This is a genomic window from Parasphingorhabdus sp., from assembly GCF_036568145.1.
Taxonomy (GTDB): Bacteria; Pseudomonadota; Alphaproteobacteria; order Sphingomonadales; family Sphingomonadaceae; genus Parasphingorhabdus.
The window spans coordinates 58,363-72,998 of record NZ_DATCTC010000023.1; the positions used below are offsets into that span (position 1 = coordinate 58,363).

At 53.2% G+C, this 14,636-nt stretch carries 16 protein-coding genes; 11 read left to right on the forward strand and 5 right to left on the reverse strand.

All coding sequences use genetic code 11. The annotated features are described in order from the left end of the window. Positions 1 to 7: 7 nt before the first annotated feature. The 4 genes from VIN76_RS08160 to VIN76_RS08175 all read left to right on the forward strand — a co-directional run bounded on the left by VIN76_RS08160 (position 8) and on the right by VIN76_RS08175 (position 3,456). Positions 8 to 700 carry a glycoside hydrolase family 25 protein gene (locus tag VIN76_RS08160; RefSeq protein WP_332041344.1) on the forward strand — a complete coding sequence of 231 codons (693 nt, stop codon included), beginning with the start codon at positions 8 to 10 and terminating at the stop codon, positions 698 to 700. 69 nt (positions 701 to 769) lie between these two features. Continuing rightward, complete coding sequence (gene dcd, locus VIN76_RS08165) at positions 770 to 1,324, forward strand: dCTP deaminase (protein ID WP_332041345.1); 555 nt, start codon at positions 770 to 772, stop codon at positions 1,322 to 1,324. A 44-nt stretch (positions 1,325 to 1,368) separates the two neighbouring features. After that, on the forward strand, positions 1,369 to 2,550 hold the full coding sequence (locus tag VIN76_RS08170; protein ID WP_332041346.1) for a saccharopine dehydrogenase family protein: 1,182 nt from the start codon (positions 1,369 to 1,371) through the stop codon (positions 2,548 to 2,550). A gap of 177 nt (positions 2,551 to 2,727) precedes the next feature. After that, positions 2,728 to 3,456 (forward strand): metallophosphoesterase family protein, encoded by a 729-nt coding sequence (locus tag VIN76_RS08175; RefSeq protein WP_332041347.1) that lies wholly within the window; start codon positions 2,728 to 2,730, stop codon positions 3,454 to 3,456. Between the two features lie 95 nt (positions 3,457 to 3,551). Here VIN76_RS08175 and ctrA read toward each other — a convergent pair whose 3' ends face one another. Next, positions 3,552 to 4,259 carry a response regulator transcription factor CtrA gene (ctrA, locus tag VIN76_RS08180; protein ID WP_332041348.1) on the reverse strand — a complete coding sequence of 236 codons (708 nt, stop codon included), beginning with the start codon at positions 4,257 to 4,259 and terminating at the stop codon, positions 3,552 to 3,554. A gap of 340 nt (positions 4,260 to 4,599) precedes the next feature. Here ctrA and arfB point away from each other — a divergent pair, with 340 nt between their 5' ends. From arfB to VIN76_RS08195, 3 genes are all read left to right on the forward strand, one after another. Next, on the forward strand, positions 4,600 to 4,998 hold the full coding sequence (gene arfB / locus VIN76_RS08185; protein ID WP_332041477.1) for an alternative ribosome rescue aminoacyl-tRNA hydrolase ArfB: 399 nt from the start codon (positions 4,600 to 4,602) through the stop codon (positions 4,996 to 4,998). A gap of 45 nt (positions 4,999 to 5,043) precedes the next feature. Next, the gene (locus VIN76_RS08190; protein WP_332041349.1) at positions 5,044 to 5,529 is read left to right on the forward strand and encodes a GAF domain-containing protein; all 486 of its coding nucleotides are present in this window, start codon (positions 5,044 to 5,046) and stop codon (positions 5,527 to 5,529) included. Between the two features lie 159 nt (positions 5,530 to 5,688). Continuing rightward, positions 5,689 to 6,375 carry a hypothetical protein gene (locus VIN76_RS08195; protein ID WP_332041350.1) on the forward strand — a complete coding sequence of 229 codons (687 nt, stop codon included), beginning with the start codon at positions 5,689 to 5,691 and terminating at the stop codon, positions 6,373 to 6,375. Positions 6,376 to 6,401: 26 nt separating this feature from the next. Here the strand turns inward: VIN76_RS08195 and VIN76_RS08200 are convergent, their stop codons facing one another. The 3 genes from VIN76_RS08200 to VIN76_RS08210 all read right to left on the reverse strand — a co-directional run bounded on the left by VIN76_RS08200 (position 6,402) and on the right by VIN76_RS08210 (position 9,488). Continuing rightward, a complete protein-coding gene (locus tag VIN76_RS08200; RefSeq protein WP_332041351.1) occupies positions 6,402 to 7,160 on the reverse strand; it encodes an arginyltransferase in 759 nt (252 codons plus the stop codon). 198 nt (positions 7,161 to 7,358) lie between these two features. Next, on the reverse strand, positions 7,359 to 7,601 hold the full coding sequence (locus tag VIN76_RS08205) for a hypothetical protein (RefSeq protein WP_332041352.1): 243 nt from the start codon (positions 7,599 to 7,601) through the stop codon (positions 7,359 to 7,361). A gap of 204 nt (positions 7,602 to 7,805) precedes the next feature. Then, positions 7,806 to 9,488: an amidohydrolase gene (locus tag VIN76_RS08210; protein WP_332041353.1), complete on the reverse strand. Its 1,683-nt coding sequence runs from the start codon at positions 9,486 to 9,488 to the stop codon at positions 7,806 to 7,808. Between the two features lie 200 nt (positions 9,489 to 9,688). On the opposite strand from VIN76_RS08210, the gene VIN76_RS08215 reads away from it, so the two are divergent. Together VIN76_RS08215 and VIN76_RS08220 are read left to right on the forward strand one after the other, a co-directional pair. Continuing rightward, positions 9,689 to 10,930 (forward strand): threonine ammonia-lyase, encoded by a 1,242-nt coding sequence (locus VIN76_RS08215; protein WP_332041354.1) that lies wholly within the window; start codon positions 9,689 to 9,691, stop codon positions 10,928 to 10,930. A 166-nt stretch (positions 10,931 to 11,096) separates the two neighbouring features. Next, positions 11,097 to 12,686 (forward strand): hypothetical protein, encoded by a 1,590-nt coding sequence (locus tag VIN76_RS08220; RefSeq protein ID WP_332041355.1) that lies wholly within the window; start codon positions 11,097 to 11,099, stop codon positions 12,684 to 12,686. A gap of 68 nt (positions 12,687 to 12,754) precedes the next feature. Here VIN76_RS08220 and VIN76_RS08225 read toward each other — a convergent pair whose 3' ends face one another. Beyond that, positions 12,755 to 13,639 carry an OmpA family protein gene (locus VIN76_RS08225; RefSeq protein ID WP_332041356.1) on the reverse strand — a complete coding sequence of 295 codons (885 nt, stop codon included), beginning with the start codon at positions 13,637 to 13,639 and terminating at the stop codon, positions 12,755 to 12,757. A gap of 605 nt (positions 13,640 to 14,244) precedes the next feature. Here VIN76_RS08225 and VIN76_RS08230 point away from each other — a divergent pair. Together VIN76_RS08230 and VIN76_RS08235 are read left to right on the forward strand one after the other, a co-directional pair. Beyond that, the gene (locus VIN76_RS08230) at positions 14,245 to 14,373 is read left to right on the forward strand and encodes a hypothetical protein (protein WP_332041357.1); all 129 of its coding nucleotides are present in this window, start codon (positions 14,245 to 14,247) and stop codon (positions 14,371 to 14,373) included. A gap of 5 nt (positions 14,374 to 14,378) precedes the next feature. Continuing rightward, positions 14,379 to 14,624, forward strand: coding sequence for a hypothetical protein (locus VIN76_RS08235; protein WP_332041358.1), 246 nt, complete (start codon positions 14,379 to 14,381; stop codon positions 14,622 to 14,624). Positions 14,625 to 14,636 lie beyond the last annotated feature (12 nt).

A 14,636-nucleotide genomic window follows, 5' to 3' on the forward strand; every position in this document is an offset into this window, starting at 1 on the left:
AAACAGGGTGTTCAATCAGAACAGGGGGAAAAACGTGCTACGGCTGGGGCTGGTTATCGCTGGATTGGCAGCGATTGCCTTTGTTCTGTTTAATATCGTCACGGGCTGGGCCCCGCCGCGCAGCCAATATCCTGTTCAGGGTATTTCAGTCGATGCCAGCAACGGCAAGGTCACATGGCATGTCGTGGGCGCAACGGGCGTCGATTTCGCCTATATCCGTGCCACCAACGGCGCCGGGAAACGGGACGGTAACTTCATCGAGAACCTGTCCGGCGCACGCGATGCGGGTGTCCGTTATGGCGCGATCCACGAATATAATATGTGCCGCCTTGCCAACGATCAGGCCGCGATGTTTGTGACCACGGTTCCGCGGGACGAAAACATCCTGCCGCCCGCTGTCCGCCTTGCCTATCATGATGGTTGCGAGGAACGGCCGGGGCGCGCCTTGATATTGAGCGAGCTTAATACTTTCCTCAACCAGATCGAGGGGCATAGCGGCAAACCGGCTATCATCATCCTGCCCGAAGAATTTGAGGAAGAATATAATATCAGCAGCGGGATCAATCGCACATTCTGGCTGGAATCCAATTTCTTTCCGCCCGATTATGCAACCAAGCCATGGGTCATGTGGCGCGCATCTGACATGCGCCGGGTCGACGGCATTGACGGCCCGGTAAACTGGAATGTTGTGCGACCGTAAGCTTGCTGGCATGAAACCCGACATACTATCAGTTAAACCTGCATTGCGACGCGGGAAGAAAGAGAAAATATGAGCATAATGTCCGATAGATGGATCCGTCAGGAAGCCCGGCACAGCAATATGATTGAACCGTTTGTGGAAGCACAAAAGCGCGATGGCTGTATCAGCTATGGCCTGTCATCTTATGGTTATGATGCACGGGTAGCCGACGAGTTCAAGATTTTCACCAATGTGAACAGCGCTGTCGTCGATCCGAAAAGTTTCGATTCAAACAGCCTGGTCGATCGCAAGACCGATTGCTGCATCATTCCGCCCAACAGCTTTGCCCTTGCGCGGACGGTGGAATATTTCCGTATTCCGCGCGATATTCTGGTCATCTGCCTGGGTAAGTCGACTTATGCGCGCTGCGGCATCATCGTTAATGTTACCCCGCTGGAGCCCGGCTGGGAAGGCCATGTGACGCTGGAATTTTCCAACACCACGCCCCTGCCCGCAAAAATCTATGCCAATGAAGGCGCGTGCCAGTTCCTGTTCCTGCAGGGCAATGAACCTTGTGAGACTAGCTATGCGGAACGCGCTGGCAAATATATGGGGCAAAGAGGCGTGACTCTGCCAAAGCTCTAGGCCATAAGATCATTTCAAAACAGAACCGACAATGGTGAGGATATATGGCCGACGCACGGGAATTTGATCTCATAATCTATGGCGCAACCGGCTATACCGGCCGTCTGGTCGCCGAATATGTGGCAAAGCAATATGGCGTTGGCGCGGATGCTCCCAAATGGGCAATGGCCGGTCGTTCGATGGAAAAACTGGCTGAGGTGCGCGACCTTATCGGGGCACCGGCACAGACCCCGCTGGTGGTTGCCGATTCCAGCGATCCTGCATCCCTCGACGCCATGACTAGCCGCGCCCGCGTGATCCTGACCACAGTCGGCCCTTATCAACTTTATGGCGATGAACTGGTCGCCGCCTGCGTCAAAAACGGCACGCATTATGTTGATCTGTGCGGTGAACCCGGCTGGATGCGCGCAAAGATTGACGAGCATCAGGAGGCGGCAGAAAAATCCGGGGCACAGATTTGCTTTTCCTGCGGGTTTGACTCCATCCCCTTCGATCTCGGCGTGCTAATGCTGCAAAATGAAATGAACGCTCGCTATGGTAAGCCTGCCAACCGGGTCAAAGGGCGCGTTCGGGCTATGGAAGGCACGTTTTCCGGCGGAACCGCAGCCAGCCTGAAAGAAACGATGAAGGCCGTTGCAAAAAATCCCTCTCTGGTCAAAATTCTGGCAAGCAGCTTTGGCCTGACCCCCGGTTTTGAAGGGCCGGACCAGCCCAATATGATGATTCCCAAAATCGACAAGGCACTGAATAGCTGGGTCGCACCTTTCATCATGGCCCCGATCAACACCAAAAATGTCCACCGCACCAATTTCCTCCTCGACTTTCCCTATGGCGGGGATTTCAAATATGACGAGATGATCGTCACCAGTCCCGGCGAAATGGGTAAGCAAGCGGCTGAAATGATCGCCAAAGCCAACCCGTTCGGCGACGATGACGCACCAAAACCGGGCGAAGGACCGACCAAGGAGCAGCGCGAAAACGGCTATTATGACCTACTCTTCATCGGCGAGACAAGCGATGGCAAAACGGCCAGCCTGTGCGTCAAGGGTGACAAAGACCCCGGCTATGGCTCCACATCCAAGATGATTGCCGAGGCCGCTTTATGCATAGCGATTGACGGCAACGATCATGGCGGCGGAATCTGGACGCCGGGCGCGTTAATGGGTGAAAAGCTGGTCAAACGGCTGGAGGATCATGCGGGGCTGAGTTTTACTGTAGAAAACTGAAGAAATAGACCCCGCGAAAGTTCACATTCATATAAGAATATTATAGAGGGCGGCTGACCGGCTGCTATACTGCGAATTTGCAACAATGGCGGCTGCTCCCTGCAACCGTAAAAATGGAAAAAGTTCATCGGCAAAATGTTGAGTCGCCTGTTTAAGAAAAAGTCCCGAACCCGTCCTTTGGATGTCGCATCTATACCAGAGGGGCGCCGTGTCTATGCCATAGGTGATGTCCACGGCCGCAACGACTTGCTGCAACAATTGATCGAAAAAATTAAAGCCGATGATGCCAGCCGCGCAAATGCGACGACAGAGGTCATTTTTCTGGGCGACCTGATTGATCGTGGCCCGGACAGTTCAGGAGTAATTGAAACCGCGATGCGGCTTAAGCAGGAATTGGGCAACGTCCGTTTCCTGATGGGCAATCATGAAGAAGTCTATTTGCAAGCGGCAAGCGGCAGCGAGAAAGCGGCCCGTTTCTTTACCCGGATCGGCGGAAAAGAAACAATATTGAGCTATGAGATCAGCCTGCAGGAATATATGAGCCTGGACAGCGCCGAACTGGCCCAGCGCCTGCCCGACCTGATCCCTGCCCGTCATATCGACTTTGTAAAAGCGTTCGAGGACAAGATCGTCATCGGCGATTATGCCTTTGTCCATGCCGGTATCCGGCCAGGTGTTCCCCTTGAAGCGCAAAAACCAAAGGATTTGCGCTGGATCAGGGAAGAGTTTCTGACGGTAAAAGAGCCACATGAAAAAGTGATCGTCTATGGCCACACGATCAACGGCGATGTCATAGAAAAGGGCAACCGGATCGGCATTGATACCGGCGCTTATTATACCGAAAAGCTGACCGCGCTTGCGCTGGAAGGCAATAGCCGCTGGTATCTGGACACGTCTGCTACATAAAGAAGCCGCTACATAAAGAAACGGCGAAACCTTTTGGGTCCCGCCGGTAATATTTGGGTTAAGCAAGTTTCCGGGCCAGACTAGACCCGTCAATACTAGGCGACCTTGACCTCCGGTCCGATTTCTTCTTCCATATCACGCAGGACATAGCCGCGGCCCCATACGGTCTCGATGTAATTTTCACCGTCACAAGCCAGAGACAGCTTTTTACGCAGCTTGCAGATGAACACGTCGATAATTTTAAGTTCCGGCTCGTCCATGCCGCCGTAAAGATGGTTGAGGAACATTTCCTTGGTCAGCGTCGTGCCCTTGCGCAGCGAAAGCAGTTCCAGCATCGCATATTCCTTGCCGGTGAGGTGGACGCGGTTGCCGTCAACTTCCACGGTTTTTGTATCAAGGTTCACGGCCAGCTTGCCCGTGCGGATAACCGATTGCGAATGGCCTTTGGACCGGCGCACAACAGCGTGAATACGGGCAACCAGCTCATCCCGGTGGAAAGGCTTGGTCACATAATCATCGGCGCCAAAGCCAAAGGACCGTACTTTGCTGTCCATTTCATTGATACCGGAAAGAATGAGAACAGGTGTCTGCACCTTGGCGACGCGCAGCTTTTTCAGCACATCATAGCCGTGCATGTCAGGCAGGTTCAGATCAAGACAGATAATATCATAGTCATAGAGCTTGCCCAGATCGAGGCCCTCTTCGCCCAAGTCCGTGGTGTAAACGTTAAAGCCCTCGGTCGTCAGCATCAATTCGATTGCTTTTGCCGTTGTTGGCTCATCTTCAATCAGCAGCACACGCATTGGGTAGCCCCTTTTCTTAATTTATGCACTAGCGACGGGTTTGCACCCGAAGCCCCTGTTCATTTATTAACCATAAGATAGATGAACGTAAAAGGTTAATTTTACATTAAGGCAGGATATAAGGCGAGTCGCGAGGGGTCATTTGACTCTGTATGCCGCAGAAATGAGTCGTTTCACGGGATTGGAACAACAGCAAAATTAATTTAATTTTTCGTTGTGAAAACTGTCCAAAACCGAGAAGCTGATAATTTTTCGGCTTATTTTTATTGTCTTTTCATGTCTTTTGCAGACTTATTCGTCCCTATATTCCCTATGCCAAATCGACTAGAGACGCTTCATGATGTTCGATATTCCCGAAAGTGCGATTAGCGAGAGCTTCCTCGCGGCAAGCGGGCCTGGCGGACAAAATGTTAACAAGGTCGAGACCGCCGTGCAGATGCGCGTTAACATTTACGCGCTGCGCCTGCCGCCCTATGCCTTTCGTAAATTACGCACTTTGGCTGGCCGCAAAATGACCAGCGGCGGAGAACTGGTCATCACGGTGCGCGAACATCGCACACGGGAAGCCAATCGCGTCGAGGCCCGTAAAAGGGTCGAGGATTTACTGGTCGAGGCGCACCAGCGCGATGCCTACCGCATAAAGACCAAACCTAGCCGCGCGGCCAAGGCAAGGCGGGTGGAGTCCAAGAAGAAAAAGTCCGGCGTCAAGAAAATGCGGGGGAAACCGTCGCTGGATTGATACGCACCCCTCATTGCCTCCCTTAAGTTGAAAGCAAAGCCCGTCATGTATGATTTTTCCATTTCCACCGACCAGCCTGCCGATATATTCTATGGCGACCTGACCTCCGCCGCCAGCGCGCTCGTGGACGGGGAGCCGGATGCCATCGCCAATATGGCCAATGTCGCTGCACTTATCTGGCAATTCGTGCCCGACCTGAACTGGGCCGGTTTTTACCGGGTGATTGGCGATGAACTGGTCCTCGGCCCGTTTCAGGGCAAAAGCGCCTGTATCCGGATTGCGATGGGCAAAGGCGTGTGCGGTACTGCCGCCGCCACCAATCAGGTGCAGCGGGTCGCGGATGTTACCGCATTTCCCGGCCACATTGCTTGCGATGCCGCCAGCCGCAGCGAGCTGGTTGTGCCGGTCAGTAAAGATGGCAAGGTAGTCGCGGTGCTCGACTTAGACAGCCCGCTGGCGGAGCGTTTCACAGCGGCGGACGAGCGCGGCATGACGAGCTTGATCGCAGCGATTGCGGGCAGTCTTGCTTAACACCGCTTAAACATTTTGCCCCATTTCGAGACAGTCTTCAAAAACCCCCCTGTTTTACAAGCTACTAATGGTAAAATAACGGTTAAAATGATAACCGGCTGATAACTATATGAAGAGGGAGCGTGCCAATTGCGCGAACAAAATAGGGAGACATTAACTATGAAGACCCTTTTGCTTACTGGCCTTGCTGGCGCGGCTTCAATATTACCTGTAACCTGTGTATTCGCCGCCGAAACGTCCCCCGTTAACGGCGCTACAAATCCGGCCGGACAACAGGTCGTCTATGATAATGGCGTAATGATGAACGACGACCGCGTTATCGCTGGCCAATGGGCCGCGCGTGGCGGATCATCAATCTATAAGGGCAACTGGGACGGCGCTTATCAGGAAGATGGCACTTATCAGGGCGAATGGCGAGGCACTTACCGCGATAGAGACGGCAAGCTTTACAAAGGGCAATATGCCGGGACCTTTATCGGTGAAGGCAACCCTGATCCAGAGCCTTCTCCGCAGCGCCCCCAGATTAACCCCCGCTATGCTGAAGCATCGCCGGTAACACCATCGGGGCCGGCACAGATACCGGTACAGGTAGCAACTGCGCCCGCTCAACCTGGCACGAATTATGTGGCGCCCCTTTATCAGGGCAACGCACCGCAATATACGCAGGCCCCTGCACCGCCTGTTCCCGCAGCACCGGTGGCGGGTCCGCAAAGTCAGACGCAATATCGCTATCCCAGCGGTTGGAACGGATATTATTATCCCCCCCATTATCCGCCAGCAACCACGACAATCGTAATCCATTCGGCGCCGGGGACGACGACAACCACGACCTATTACGAAGATTAATTGGGATATAGGTTAAAGGTGCCTATTCAGGCAGGCTGACGCGAAACCTGTTTTGCATCAAAGCGGTGCCAGCCTTCCGCACCTAATTGCTCCAACGGCTGATACCGAATCTTATATTCCATCCGGCTGGATCCATTGACCCAATAGCCCAGATATACATAAGGCAGGCCTGCATTTTTGGCGCGCAATATGTGATCCATGATGATGAAGTTGCCCAAACCGCTGCGGCTAGGGTGATCGGCATCGAAAAAACTGTAAATCATCGACAGGCCATCACCCTGTTGATCGGTCAGGCAAGCCCCGATCAACCGGCCTTTAACGCCGTCCACAGCCGGTTCGCGATATTCGATGACATAGCTTTTCACCGGGGATTGCTCGACCATATCGGAATAGTCCATCTCGTCCATTTCCGTCATGCCGCCGCCGGGATGCCGTTTTGAGAGATATTCTTGCAACAGGGCATACTGCTCTTCCGTCGCCCATGGCTGACAGGCTTCCACCACCAAATCCTGATTACGCCTTAGCAATTTTCGCTGTGTTGCATTCGGGCTGAACTCATCAGCCAATACGCGAACCGATACACAGGCTTTGCAATCTGGGCAGCTTGGCCGATATGCGACATTCTGGCTGCGGCGAAAACCGATGCGGCCCAGTGCGTCATTCATCTCATCGGTATGCGGGCCGTTCAATTCGGTAAAAACCTTCCGCTCGCTTTTGCCCGGAAGATAGGGGCACGGACTGGAATTCGTAACAAAAAAGCGCGGAAAACGAACAGGTGCAGTCACAATAGATGGCCTCTTTCCACAAGGTTAAGAATCGATGAACCTAATATGCATCTTGTTAGCAATTATGAAAAGGCCATTTACCATGATGTAAAAGCTGCATGATAACAAATAAAACCTGCTGCTACGATAACAGCGTGAATTCAGGACAAAAAAAAACGGGGCACAAAGGCCCCGTCTTCCCTAATATGATTTCAAACCTCAGGGGCTTGTTGGTGAATCGTCGTCGTCATCAGCAATGATGATGATGCCGGCGATGACAGCCGCAGCCGCCAATACACCAACAATAATGCCGGTGCTGCCTTCAAGCTTTTCAGCTTTGGCATCAGCAGAAGCGCCGATGCGCTGTGCAACTGGAGCCGCACTTTGTGCAGCCTGTGCAATTGCAGGCACAGTTACAAGAGAAAGGGCGGCTACAGAAGCGGCCAATTTATTCAATTTCATTATCTACTCCCAACAGGATATTTGCAGTTATCACAAGGTAAAAGCCGAAAATCGACCTATTGAACCCCCTGATAGTAATAACGCCGCATAACTCTATTTTTTTATCGCACACGCTATTGATGGTGACGTTAAGTGCTGGAACATTATAATGCAAGCTCTAGCTGGAAAAATAGGATTAACTGATGTTCCAATAAGTTAGTTCGATTATTGTTGCGCTTTTCTTACGTAAACCGGGCGGCCACCTACCCATGTTTGCTCAACAACTATGTTCCTGATTACGCCAGGCTCCACCAGCATGATATCTTCTTCAATGATAAGGAAATCTGCGCGTTTTCCTTTGGTCAGGCTGCCAATCCGGTCTTCGGCAAATGCGGCATAGGCCCCGCCCATCGTATAAGCCTGCCATGCTTGCTCACGCGTCAAACGCTGCTCGGGGTACCAGCCACCAAAGGGCTGGCCATTCGCATCTTCACGGGTCATCGCAGCGGCCAGCCCGGGGAAAGGATTGGAAGATTCAACCGGAACATCTGTTCCAAAGGCCAATTTTGCCCCCGATTCCCGAATCGAGTTCCACGCATAAGCCCCGGCTAGCCTGTCCAGTCCCAGCCGCGCCTCTGCCATCAACCTGTCCGAAGTCTGATGAACCGGCTGCACCGATGCGATAGCCTTTGTTTTGGCAATTCTTGACAAATCGGCGGGATCCACAATCTGTGCATGCTCAATGCGCCAACGCTGGTCGCCCGTGAACGTATATTGCAATTCTTCAATCGCGGACAAAAGCTCTGCATTGGCTTCATCACCAATCGCATGGACCGCCACCTGAAATCCATCCATCGCGGCGCGGCTCATTTTATTTTTAAGCTGGGACGAGGACATGAGCGCCAGCCCTTTCTCCCCTGGCATATCGGCATAATCCTGTTTCAATAAAGCGCCGCGCGACCCCAGCGCACCGTCAAGAACCAGTTTTACCCCTGCCAGTTTCAAGCGGTCATCATAGAGCCAGGGCGAAGGCCCCGGCCCGCCAATGGCAACCATATTAGAAGTATCGGCAGCATAAGAGATAATCCGTATCTTTAATTGCTGTTTATCCCCTGCCCGACGGAAACTTTGCCAGTGCGGCATGGTTGTCCCCATGTCGGCAATCGTGGTTACGCCATGCGACAGCAATATTTCCTGCGCCTTCACCAGCGCCAGATCTTCCTCCACAGGACGCGGTTCGGGTATGGAGCGGGCAAAAAGGTCCTGGGCCTTATCAACGAAAATCCCGCTCGGCTTGCCGCCAGTTTTTTCGATCATGCCGCCGGACGGTGCCTTGGTCGCTGCCGTGATCCCTGCCGCTGTCATGCCCGCACTGTTGACCCATGCCGCATGACCATCAACCCGTGTCAGATAAACCGGCCGGTCAGCTATTACAGAGTCAAGCTCTGCGGCGGTAGGAAAGCGGTTCAGGCCCCAAGCCTCCTGGTTCCACCCGCGCCCGATAATCCATGGGCGATTGGGATATTTTGCCGCATATTCGCGCAAGGCCTGCTGCGCCTCTGCCAGGGATTTGGTGCCGGACAGGTCCAGCGTTAGCGCGGCAAAGCCCAGTCCCATCACATGACCATGCGCATCGACAAAGCCGGGGATCAGGCTTTTACCCTTGCCATCAAACTGGAAGTCCAGTTCCTTGGGCCGTTTGTCTTTACGGTCCAACAGCTCTTTCACCCGGCCTTCATCGTCAATCACCATAGCGGTAAAGCGGATGACCCTGCCCTTTTCATCCAGCGTCATGCCGTTGACATTCTCGATCAGGCTATCGGCCTGCGCCGGTGAACCCGTACTCAAAAGCGCCGCACTGGCAGCTAATATAATTCCCGTTCCCGATATTGAAAAAATACGCATCATTATCCTTAGTTAAACGGCCCCCAAACCATATGTTCCACCCCTGCTCCACCTGTCAGGGCTTCACCCTTTGGGAAAGCGCATCACATGCGCTGCCATGGGGGTACCCGGCACATCAATTGCGGCCAATGCCATATTTGCCATTACAGACTCGCATAATCATTGTTTCCCTGAAAGACCAGATAGGTTAGGGCCACCCCACTATGACAGCTCAAAAAACCAAATCGCTTCCATCTTTCAACTATGCCGACGTTCGGGCGGCCCATGCGCGTATCCGTGGCCGGATCGTGCATACAGCTACCTTGAAAAGCACTACCCTATCCGAAATGGCTGGCGCGGAAGTCTATCTGAAATTTGAAAACCAGCAGTTTACCGCCGCTTATAAAGAGCGGGGTGCCCTGAATGCCCTGCTTTTGATGGATGAAGACAAACGGGCTGCGGGCGTCATCGCCGCTTCGGCCGGAAACCATGCACAAGGTCTGGCCTATAATGCCAAGAACCTCGGCATCCCGGCGACCATCGTCATGCCGACCACCACACCGATGGTGAAGGTCGAGCAGACGCGCGGGCACGGCGCGGAAATTGTCATGTTCGGCAATAGCTATGACGAAGCCTATGCCCATGCGCTGGACCTCGCAGCACTGCGCGGCATGACCTATATCCACGCTTTTGAAGATCCGCACGTCGCTGCCGGTCAGGGCACAGTGGCTATCGAGATGCTGGAAGCTGTCCCCGACCTCGACCGGCTGATTATCCCGATTGGCGGCGGCGGTCTGTTCTCAGGCATGGCGACAGCGGCCCATGCGATGAAACCGGATATCAAGACGACCGGCGTGCAAGCCGCGCTTTATCCCAGCATGTATGGCAAGATTAACGGCACGGAAGTTACGGCTGGCGGCGACACACTGGCCGAAGGCATTGCGGTGAGCACTCCATCGGACTTTACCGCTGAAATCATCCGCAAATATGTTGACGAGATATTGCTGGTGAGCGAAGCCCAACTGGAAGGCGCGGTCAGCCTCTTGCTACAGATTGAGAAAACCGTCGTCGAAGGCGCAGGCGCCGCCGGTCTTGCCGCGCTGCTCGCCAACAAGGAGAAATTCGCCGGCGAAAAGGTCGGCCTCGTGCTGTGCGGCGGCAATATAGATACACGGCTCCTGGCCAATGTCCTGCTCCGCGACCTGGCCCGATCCGGCCGCCTCGCCCGCCTGCGCCTCCACCTGCGCGATCAGCCCGGCGCGCTTTATAATGTCGTGAAACAATTTGCCGAGCATGAAGTCAACATCATCGAAGTCTATCACCAACGCGTATTCACCAACCTGCCCGCAAAGGGATTGATCACCGATATCGAGTGCGAGGCAAAGGACAAGGCGCAACTGGACGGCCTGATCGTTGACCTCAACAAGGCTGGCTATGATGTCCGTCAGGTGGAACTGGCGGATTAGGAATTAAGCGGGCTGCGACTGGTTTCGTCAACGCGGTCCGTCCGCTTTTTCTGATAGTGCTGCGCCCGGCATTAAGGCTTAGTGAGTAGTTCCGGCCATCTATATTGACCACTTGCCCCCAAAACCGCATAACTGGTCGACCGTTTCGGTTGGGGGGAAATATATAATGACAAATCGCCGTTTATCTGTGCTGGCCACTATATTGTTGCTTGCCAATTCATGGAACAACTCTGCTTGGGCTGCACAATCGGATGTCGCAGCGGATCAATCAACTGTACCACAAAGCAAATATCACGACCTTGACGACAAGGCGCTGTATGAAATGTACGTGAACGAGAGCTTCACAAATAGTTGTGAGGCGAAATCCCTACTTTCCGAAATGCTGAAACGGGAGGTCTTTTCTGATGGGGCACTCCTGGATTACACTGAAAATTCGATCAATTGTGCCATTCAAAACGGGGATATGGAAGAAGCCTATCGTAATATTGTGAAGTGGGAGGGGATGGAAGGTGCATATGAGCTGGATGCCGGATGGGCATTCCGGGTGGCCTATGTGGCAGGCGCGCGGGATGATGCTCTGGGACGGCTGGAAAAAATAGCGCAATTCGAAGAACCGGATGAACTGCTTGAATCAACTGGCCGGTTCATATTTCAGGTCATAGGTGATCTTCATCAGGAGAATATGAAAGACGCCGTCACCCGGCTCCATAATATATTAATAGAGTCACCGCATTTTGAGATATTACATCCGGATGTCCGATCTTCCACCGCCGCGCATATATTGGGGGAGCGAATAAAAAGCGGAAATCGGGATGCGGCCGGAGAATTTCTGGCTCACATTACTACCCCCGATTTCTATACTGAAATGCTGTCCTCAAGAGAATATGAGCCTATCTGGAACGAGATAGAGCAACGCGTCGGCCCTAATATGGAAATAGTGATAGGTGAATATTTGCAAATAATAAGCGCCGCCTACCAAAGTGATCCTCAGAACAAGAAAATCAGACAAGATTATGCACATGCACTGAACTTCGCCGGGCAGTTCGAAGATATAATTACGTTGGCCCAGAGTGTTGATCATAGCCCGGAAGCTATCCCGAATTGGGGAGAAGATGATGGCTGGCTGCTCAATATAGAGGCTTATGCCCATGATGCGCTGGGCAACACAGCGGCGGCAGATCGCATTTTTGACAGTTTCGTAGCTTTGGATGATCCTTCAAACCAGAAGGGCTGGCGTGTCAATTTTCTGATTAACCGGGCTTCGCGTTTTGTGAGGCAGACTCGATGGGAAGAAGCTCTGGCCGCTGCTAAAATCGCCGGTGACGTAGCCGCTGAAGCTGGAAATCCCTACGCCAGAATGTTGGTTCGTCTCGTAAATGCCTGCGCGCTGCATAATCTGGGCCGCGTGGAAGAAAGTTTAGCGGTTATCAAAGAAGTCGAGGCTCATCAGGAGGATTCTTTAAGGGTATCACTCGACGCGTTGCTATGCGTAGGCGAGCGGGAACGCGCCGCAGAGATGATGGTAAAAGGACTGGCCGATGAAAAAGATGGCCCGATTTTAATCGAAACACTTCAAAACCCGCAGTTTGATACCTTCTATACGAGTACCCGGATACCGACGATATATAGCGAATTGCGCTCACATCCAAAAGTTACGGAAGCCTTTGAGCGCGTTGGCCGAACGATCCCGGACAGCTATATTCCGCTTGCTGGCCAACGGCTCCATCAGCTCGCAGCCGAAAGGCAGGCGGATTAGCTCAGCCCCAAACCACCAATCTTTCGCGCAAAAATGACGGGGCGGGCATAATACCCGCCCCGTGTGATTTACAGGCCGTCGAGGCCTTTGCTTACCAGGATATTCACGGCAACGCGGCGGTTTTGGGCTTTGCCGCTATCGGTGTCGTTGCTGGCCAGCGGGTCCGCTTCGGCCATGCCGGTGGGGGTCAGCATGCGATACGGTTTCCAGCCACAATTTTGCTGAATATAGTTGACGACGCGGCTGGCCCGTTTTTCGCTGAGCCGCTGGTTAAATTCATAGTCTCCGGTTGAATCGGTATAGCCGACAACAAGCAAGAGGGCGTTATCAAGTCGTTCGGCCGCGTTTGCTGTGGCGCACAGATCGGCTTTGCCTTGTTCTGAAAGCACCGCTTTGCCAATATCAAAGTTCACATTGGTTGTGCCCTTGACATTATACTGGTCGATATCGCCCACGCGGCTGCGGAGCGCTTCGGTCGCGGCGGTCTGCTCTGCAAAGCCCTGAGCGGTGCCGTTATGGATCATGTTGGCGGTTTTGAGGTCGCTATTGCTCAGACTGATCTTGCTCGCGAACAACGCATTGCCCGCTTGCAAGGTATCAACGCTGACCGGCAGGCCGTTGAGCAGCGCGTCCGCGCCGAGCGCTTTGCGGCCAAGGCCCAAAAAGCCCTTGCTGGCTTTGATCTCGGTGGATTCATTAAAGGCGACAACCGTTTTCGATCCGTCACTGCCCGTGACTTCCATCAAGTTGTCTTTGCGGGCGGTGATAACGCCTTCGACTTCCGGCCCTGCGGGAGCGTTGGCATCTGGCATAGTCGCATAGGCATCTTCCATGCCCTGCCCGGACACGATAATGTCCTCTCTGTCGACTTGTGCAGACACACTAGCCGGTGCCAGCATTGCGAACGTGGCAAGCATAAGGGTGATTTTCGGACTTCTGGAAATGTAGCGCATGTTTATTGCTCCCTTCAAATAGTAGCATTTGGCCCGGCATGTTTGTGGGGGTTGTTTTGACCGGACCCGTATTGGCGTGCCGTCCTGTCAGTTTTCCCTTCAGTTCACGGCACAAGATATGGCGCCATATATTCCGCCTGGGAACATATGGATTTCCTGAGTGATCCAGCCATCCTTTCTGGCATATGAACGCAAACGGCATCACCGCCCGATCCACGGATAATAAGAGCGGAACCTGCGATGAACCGTTGCTGACAGCGCGGCACGCTTCCGTGGCAAACACCGTTCACCATCCGGAACATATGGTTTTGCCGGCAACTGGAACCCGGAACGATAGCTGCATCAAAGATAACAGGCCTGTGTCCTTACATTGTGCCAGCGGGCACCCCATATATAGTCTACGCCACTGTAATTGATGGATTGCAAACTGTCTGGCGCGTCTCTTCAGGGTCAAAATTTTATTTTATTGGCTTTCCCGAGACAGGAAAAGCGGTCGCTATGCCTGGGATTTGACAGCCCGGCGTGAGCGACCCGAACAGCCTGCCCAAAAGAAGCGCTTGCCGACCCACAGGTAATTTCCAACCACCAAAGCAGAAGGAATGAACATGGCTAAATCACAAAAGAAGTCGAACCGCGAAATTCGCAAGCCCAAAGCGGAAAAAGTGAAAACAAACGCGTCAAAGCCGACAGAAAAGCCGGGTGTTGTCCGCGGCCTTGAACATATGAAAAGGTAGTTGATATGCGGGTTTCAGCAGACACATGCAAGAATCAGATTAAGACCCACCAGGATATTGCTCAAAATCATCCGCTGGAATCCCGCAGGAAAATTGCGCAGGTAGCGGTAGCCGCTTGGAAGATTGAAGCGGCCATGGCGGTGAAGCGTGAAGCTGGCCATCAGAGCCCGCTCGATAAAATCGATGCTCAAATTGCTCTGGAATTTACAGCCGAAGACGATGCGGAGAAAGTATCAGACTTAAAGGCGTGATTTCAGGAAGAT

What these genes read in the sequence shown, in the direction of transcription:
- dcd (WP_332041345.1), top strand. Translation starts at nt 770, where the DNA reads ATGAGCATAATGTCCGATAGATGGATCCGTCAGGAAGCCCGGCACAGC.
- VIN76_RS08170 (WP_332041346.1), top strand. Translation starts at nt 1,369, where the DNA reads ATGGCCGACGCACGGGAATTTGATCTCATAATCTATGGCGCAACCGGC.
- ctrA (WP_332041348.1), bottom strand. Translation starts at nt 4,259, where the DNA reads ATGCGTGTGCTGCTGATTGAAGATGAGCCAACAACGGCAAAAGCAATC.
- arfB (WP_332041477.1), top strand. Translation starts at nt 4,600, where the DNA reads ATGTTCGATATTCCCGAAAGTGCGATTAGCGAGAGCTTCCTCGCGGCA.
- VIN76_RS08190 (WP_332041349.1), top strand. Translation starts at nt 5,044, where the DNA reads ATGTATGATTTTTCCATTTCCACCGACCAGCCTGCCGATATATTCTAT.
- VIN76_RS08195 (WP_332041350.1), top strand. Translation starts at nt 5,689, where the DNA reads ATGAAGACCCTTTTGCTTACTGGCCTTGCTGGCGCGGCTTCAATATTA.
- VIN76_RS08205 (WP_332041352.1), bottom strand. Translation starts at nt 7,601, where the DNA reads ATGAAATTGAATAAATTGGCCGCTTCTGTAGCCGCCCTTTCTCTTGTA.
- VIN76_RS08210 (WP_332041353.1), bottom strand. Translation starts at nt 9,488, where the DNA reads ATGATGCGTATTTTTTCAATATCGGGAACGGGAATTATATTAGCTGCC.
- VIN76_RS08215 (WP_332041354.1), top strand. Translation starts at nt 9,689, where the DNA reads ATGACAGCTCAAAAAACCAAATCGCTTCCATCTTTCAACTATGCCGAC.
- VIN76_RS08220 (WP_332041355.1), top strand. Translation starts at nt 11,097, where the DNA reads ATGACAAATCGCCGTTTATCTGTGCTGGCCACTATATTGTTGCTTGCC.
- VIN76_RS08225 (WP_332041356.1), bottom strand. Translation starts at nt 13,639, where the DNA reads ATGCGCTACATTTCCAGAAGTCCGAAAATCACCCTTATGCTTGCCACG.
- VIN76_RS08230 (WP_332041357.1), top strand. Translation starts at nt 14,245, where the DNA reads ATGGCTAAATCACAAAAGAAGTCGAACCGCGAAATTCGCAAGCCCAAA.
- VIN76_RS08235 (WP_332041358.1), top strand. Translation starts at nt 14,379, where the DNA reads ATGCGGGTTTCAGCAGACACATGCAAGAATCAGATTAAGACCCACCAG.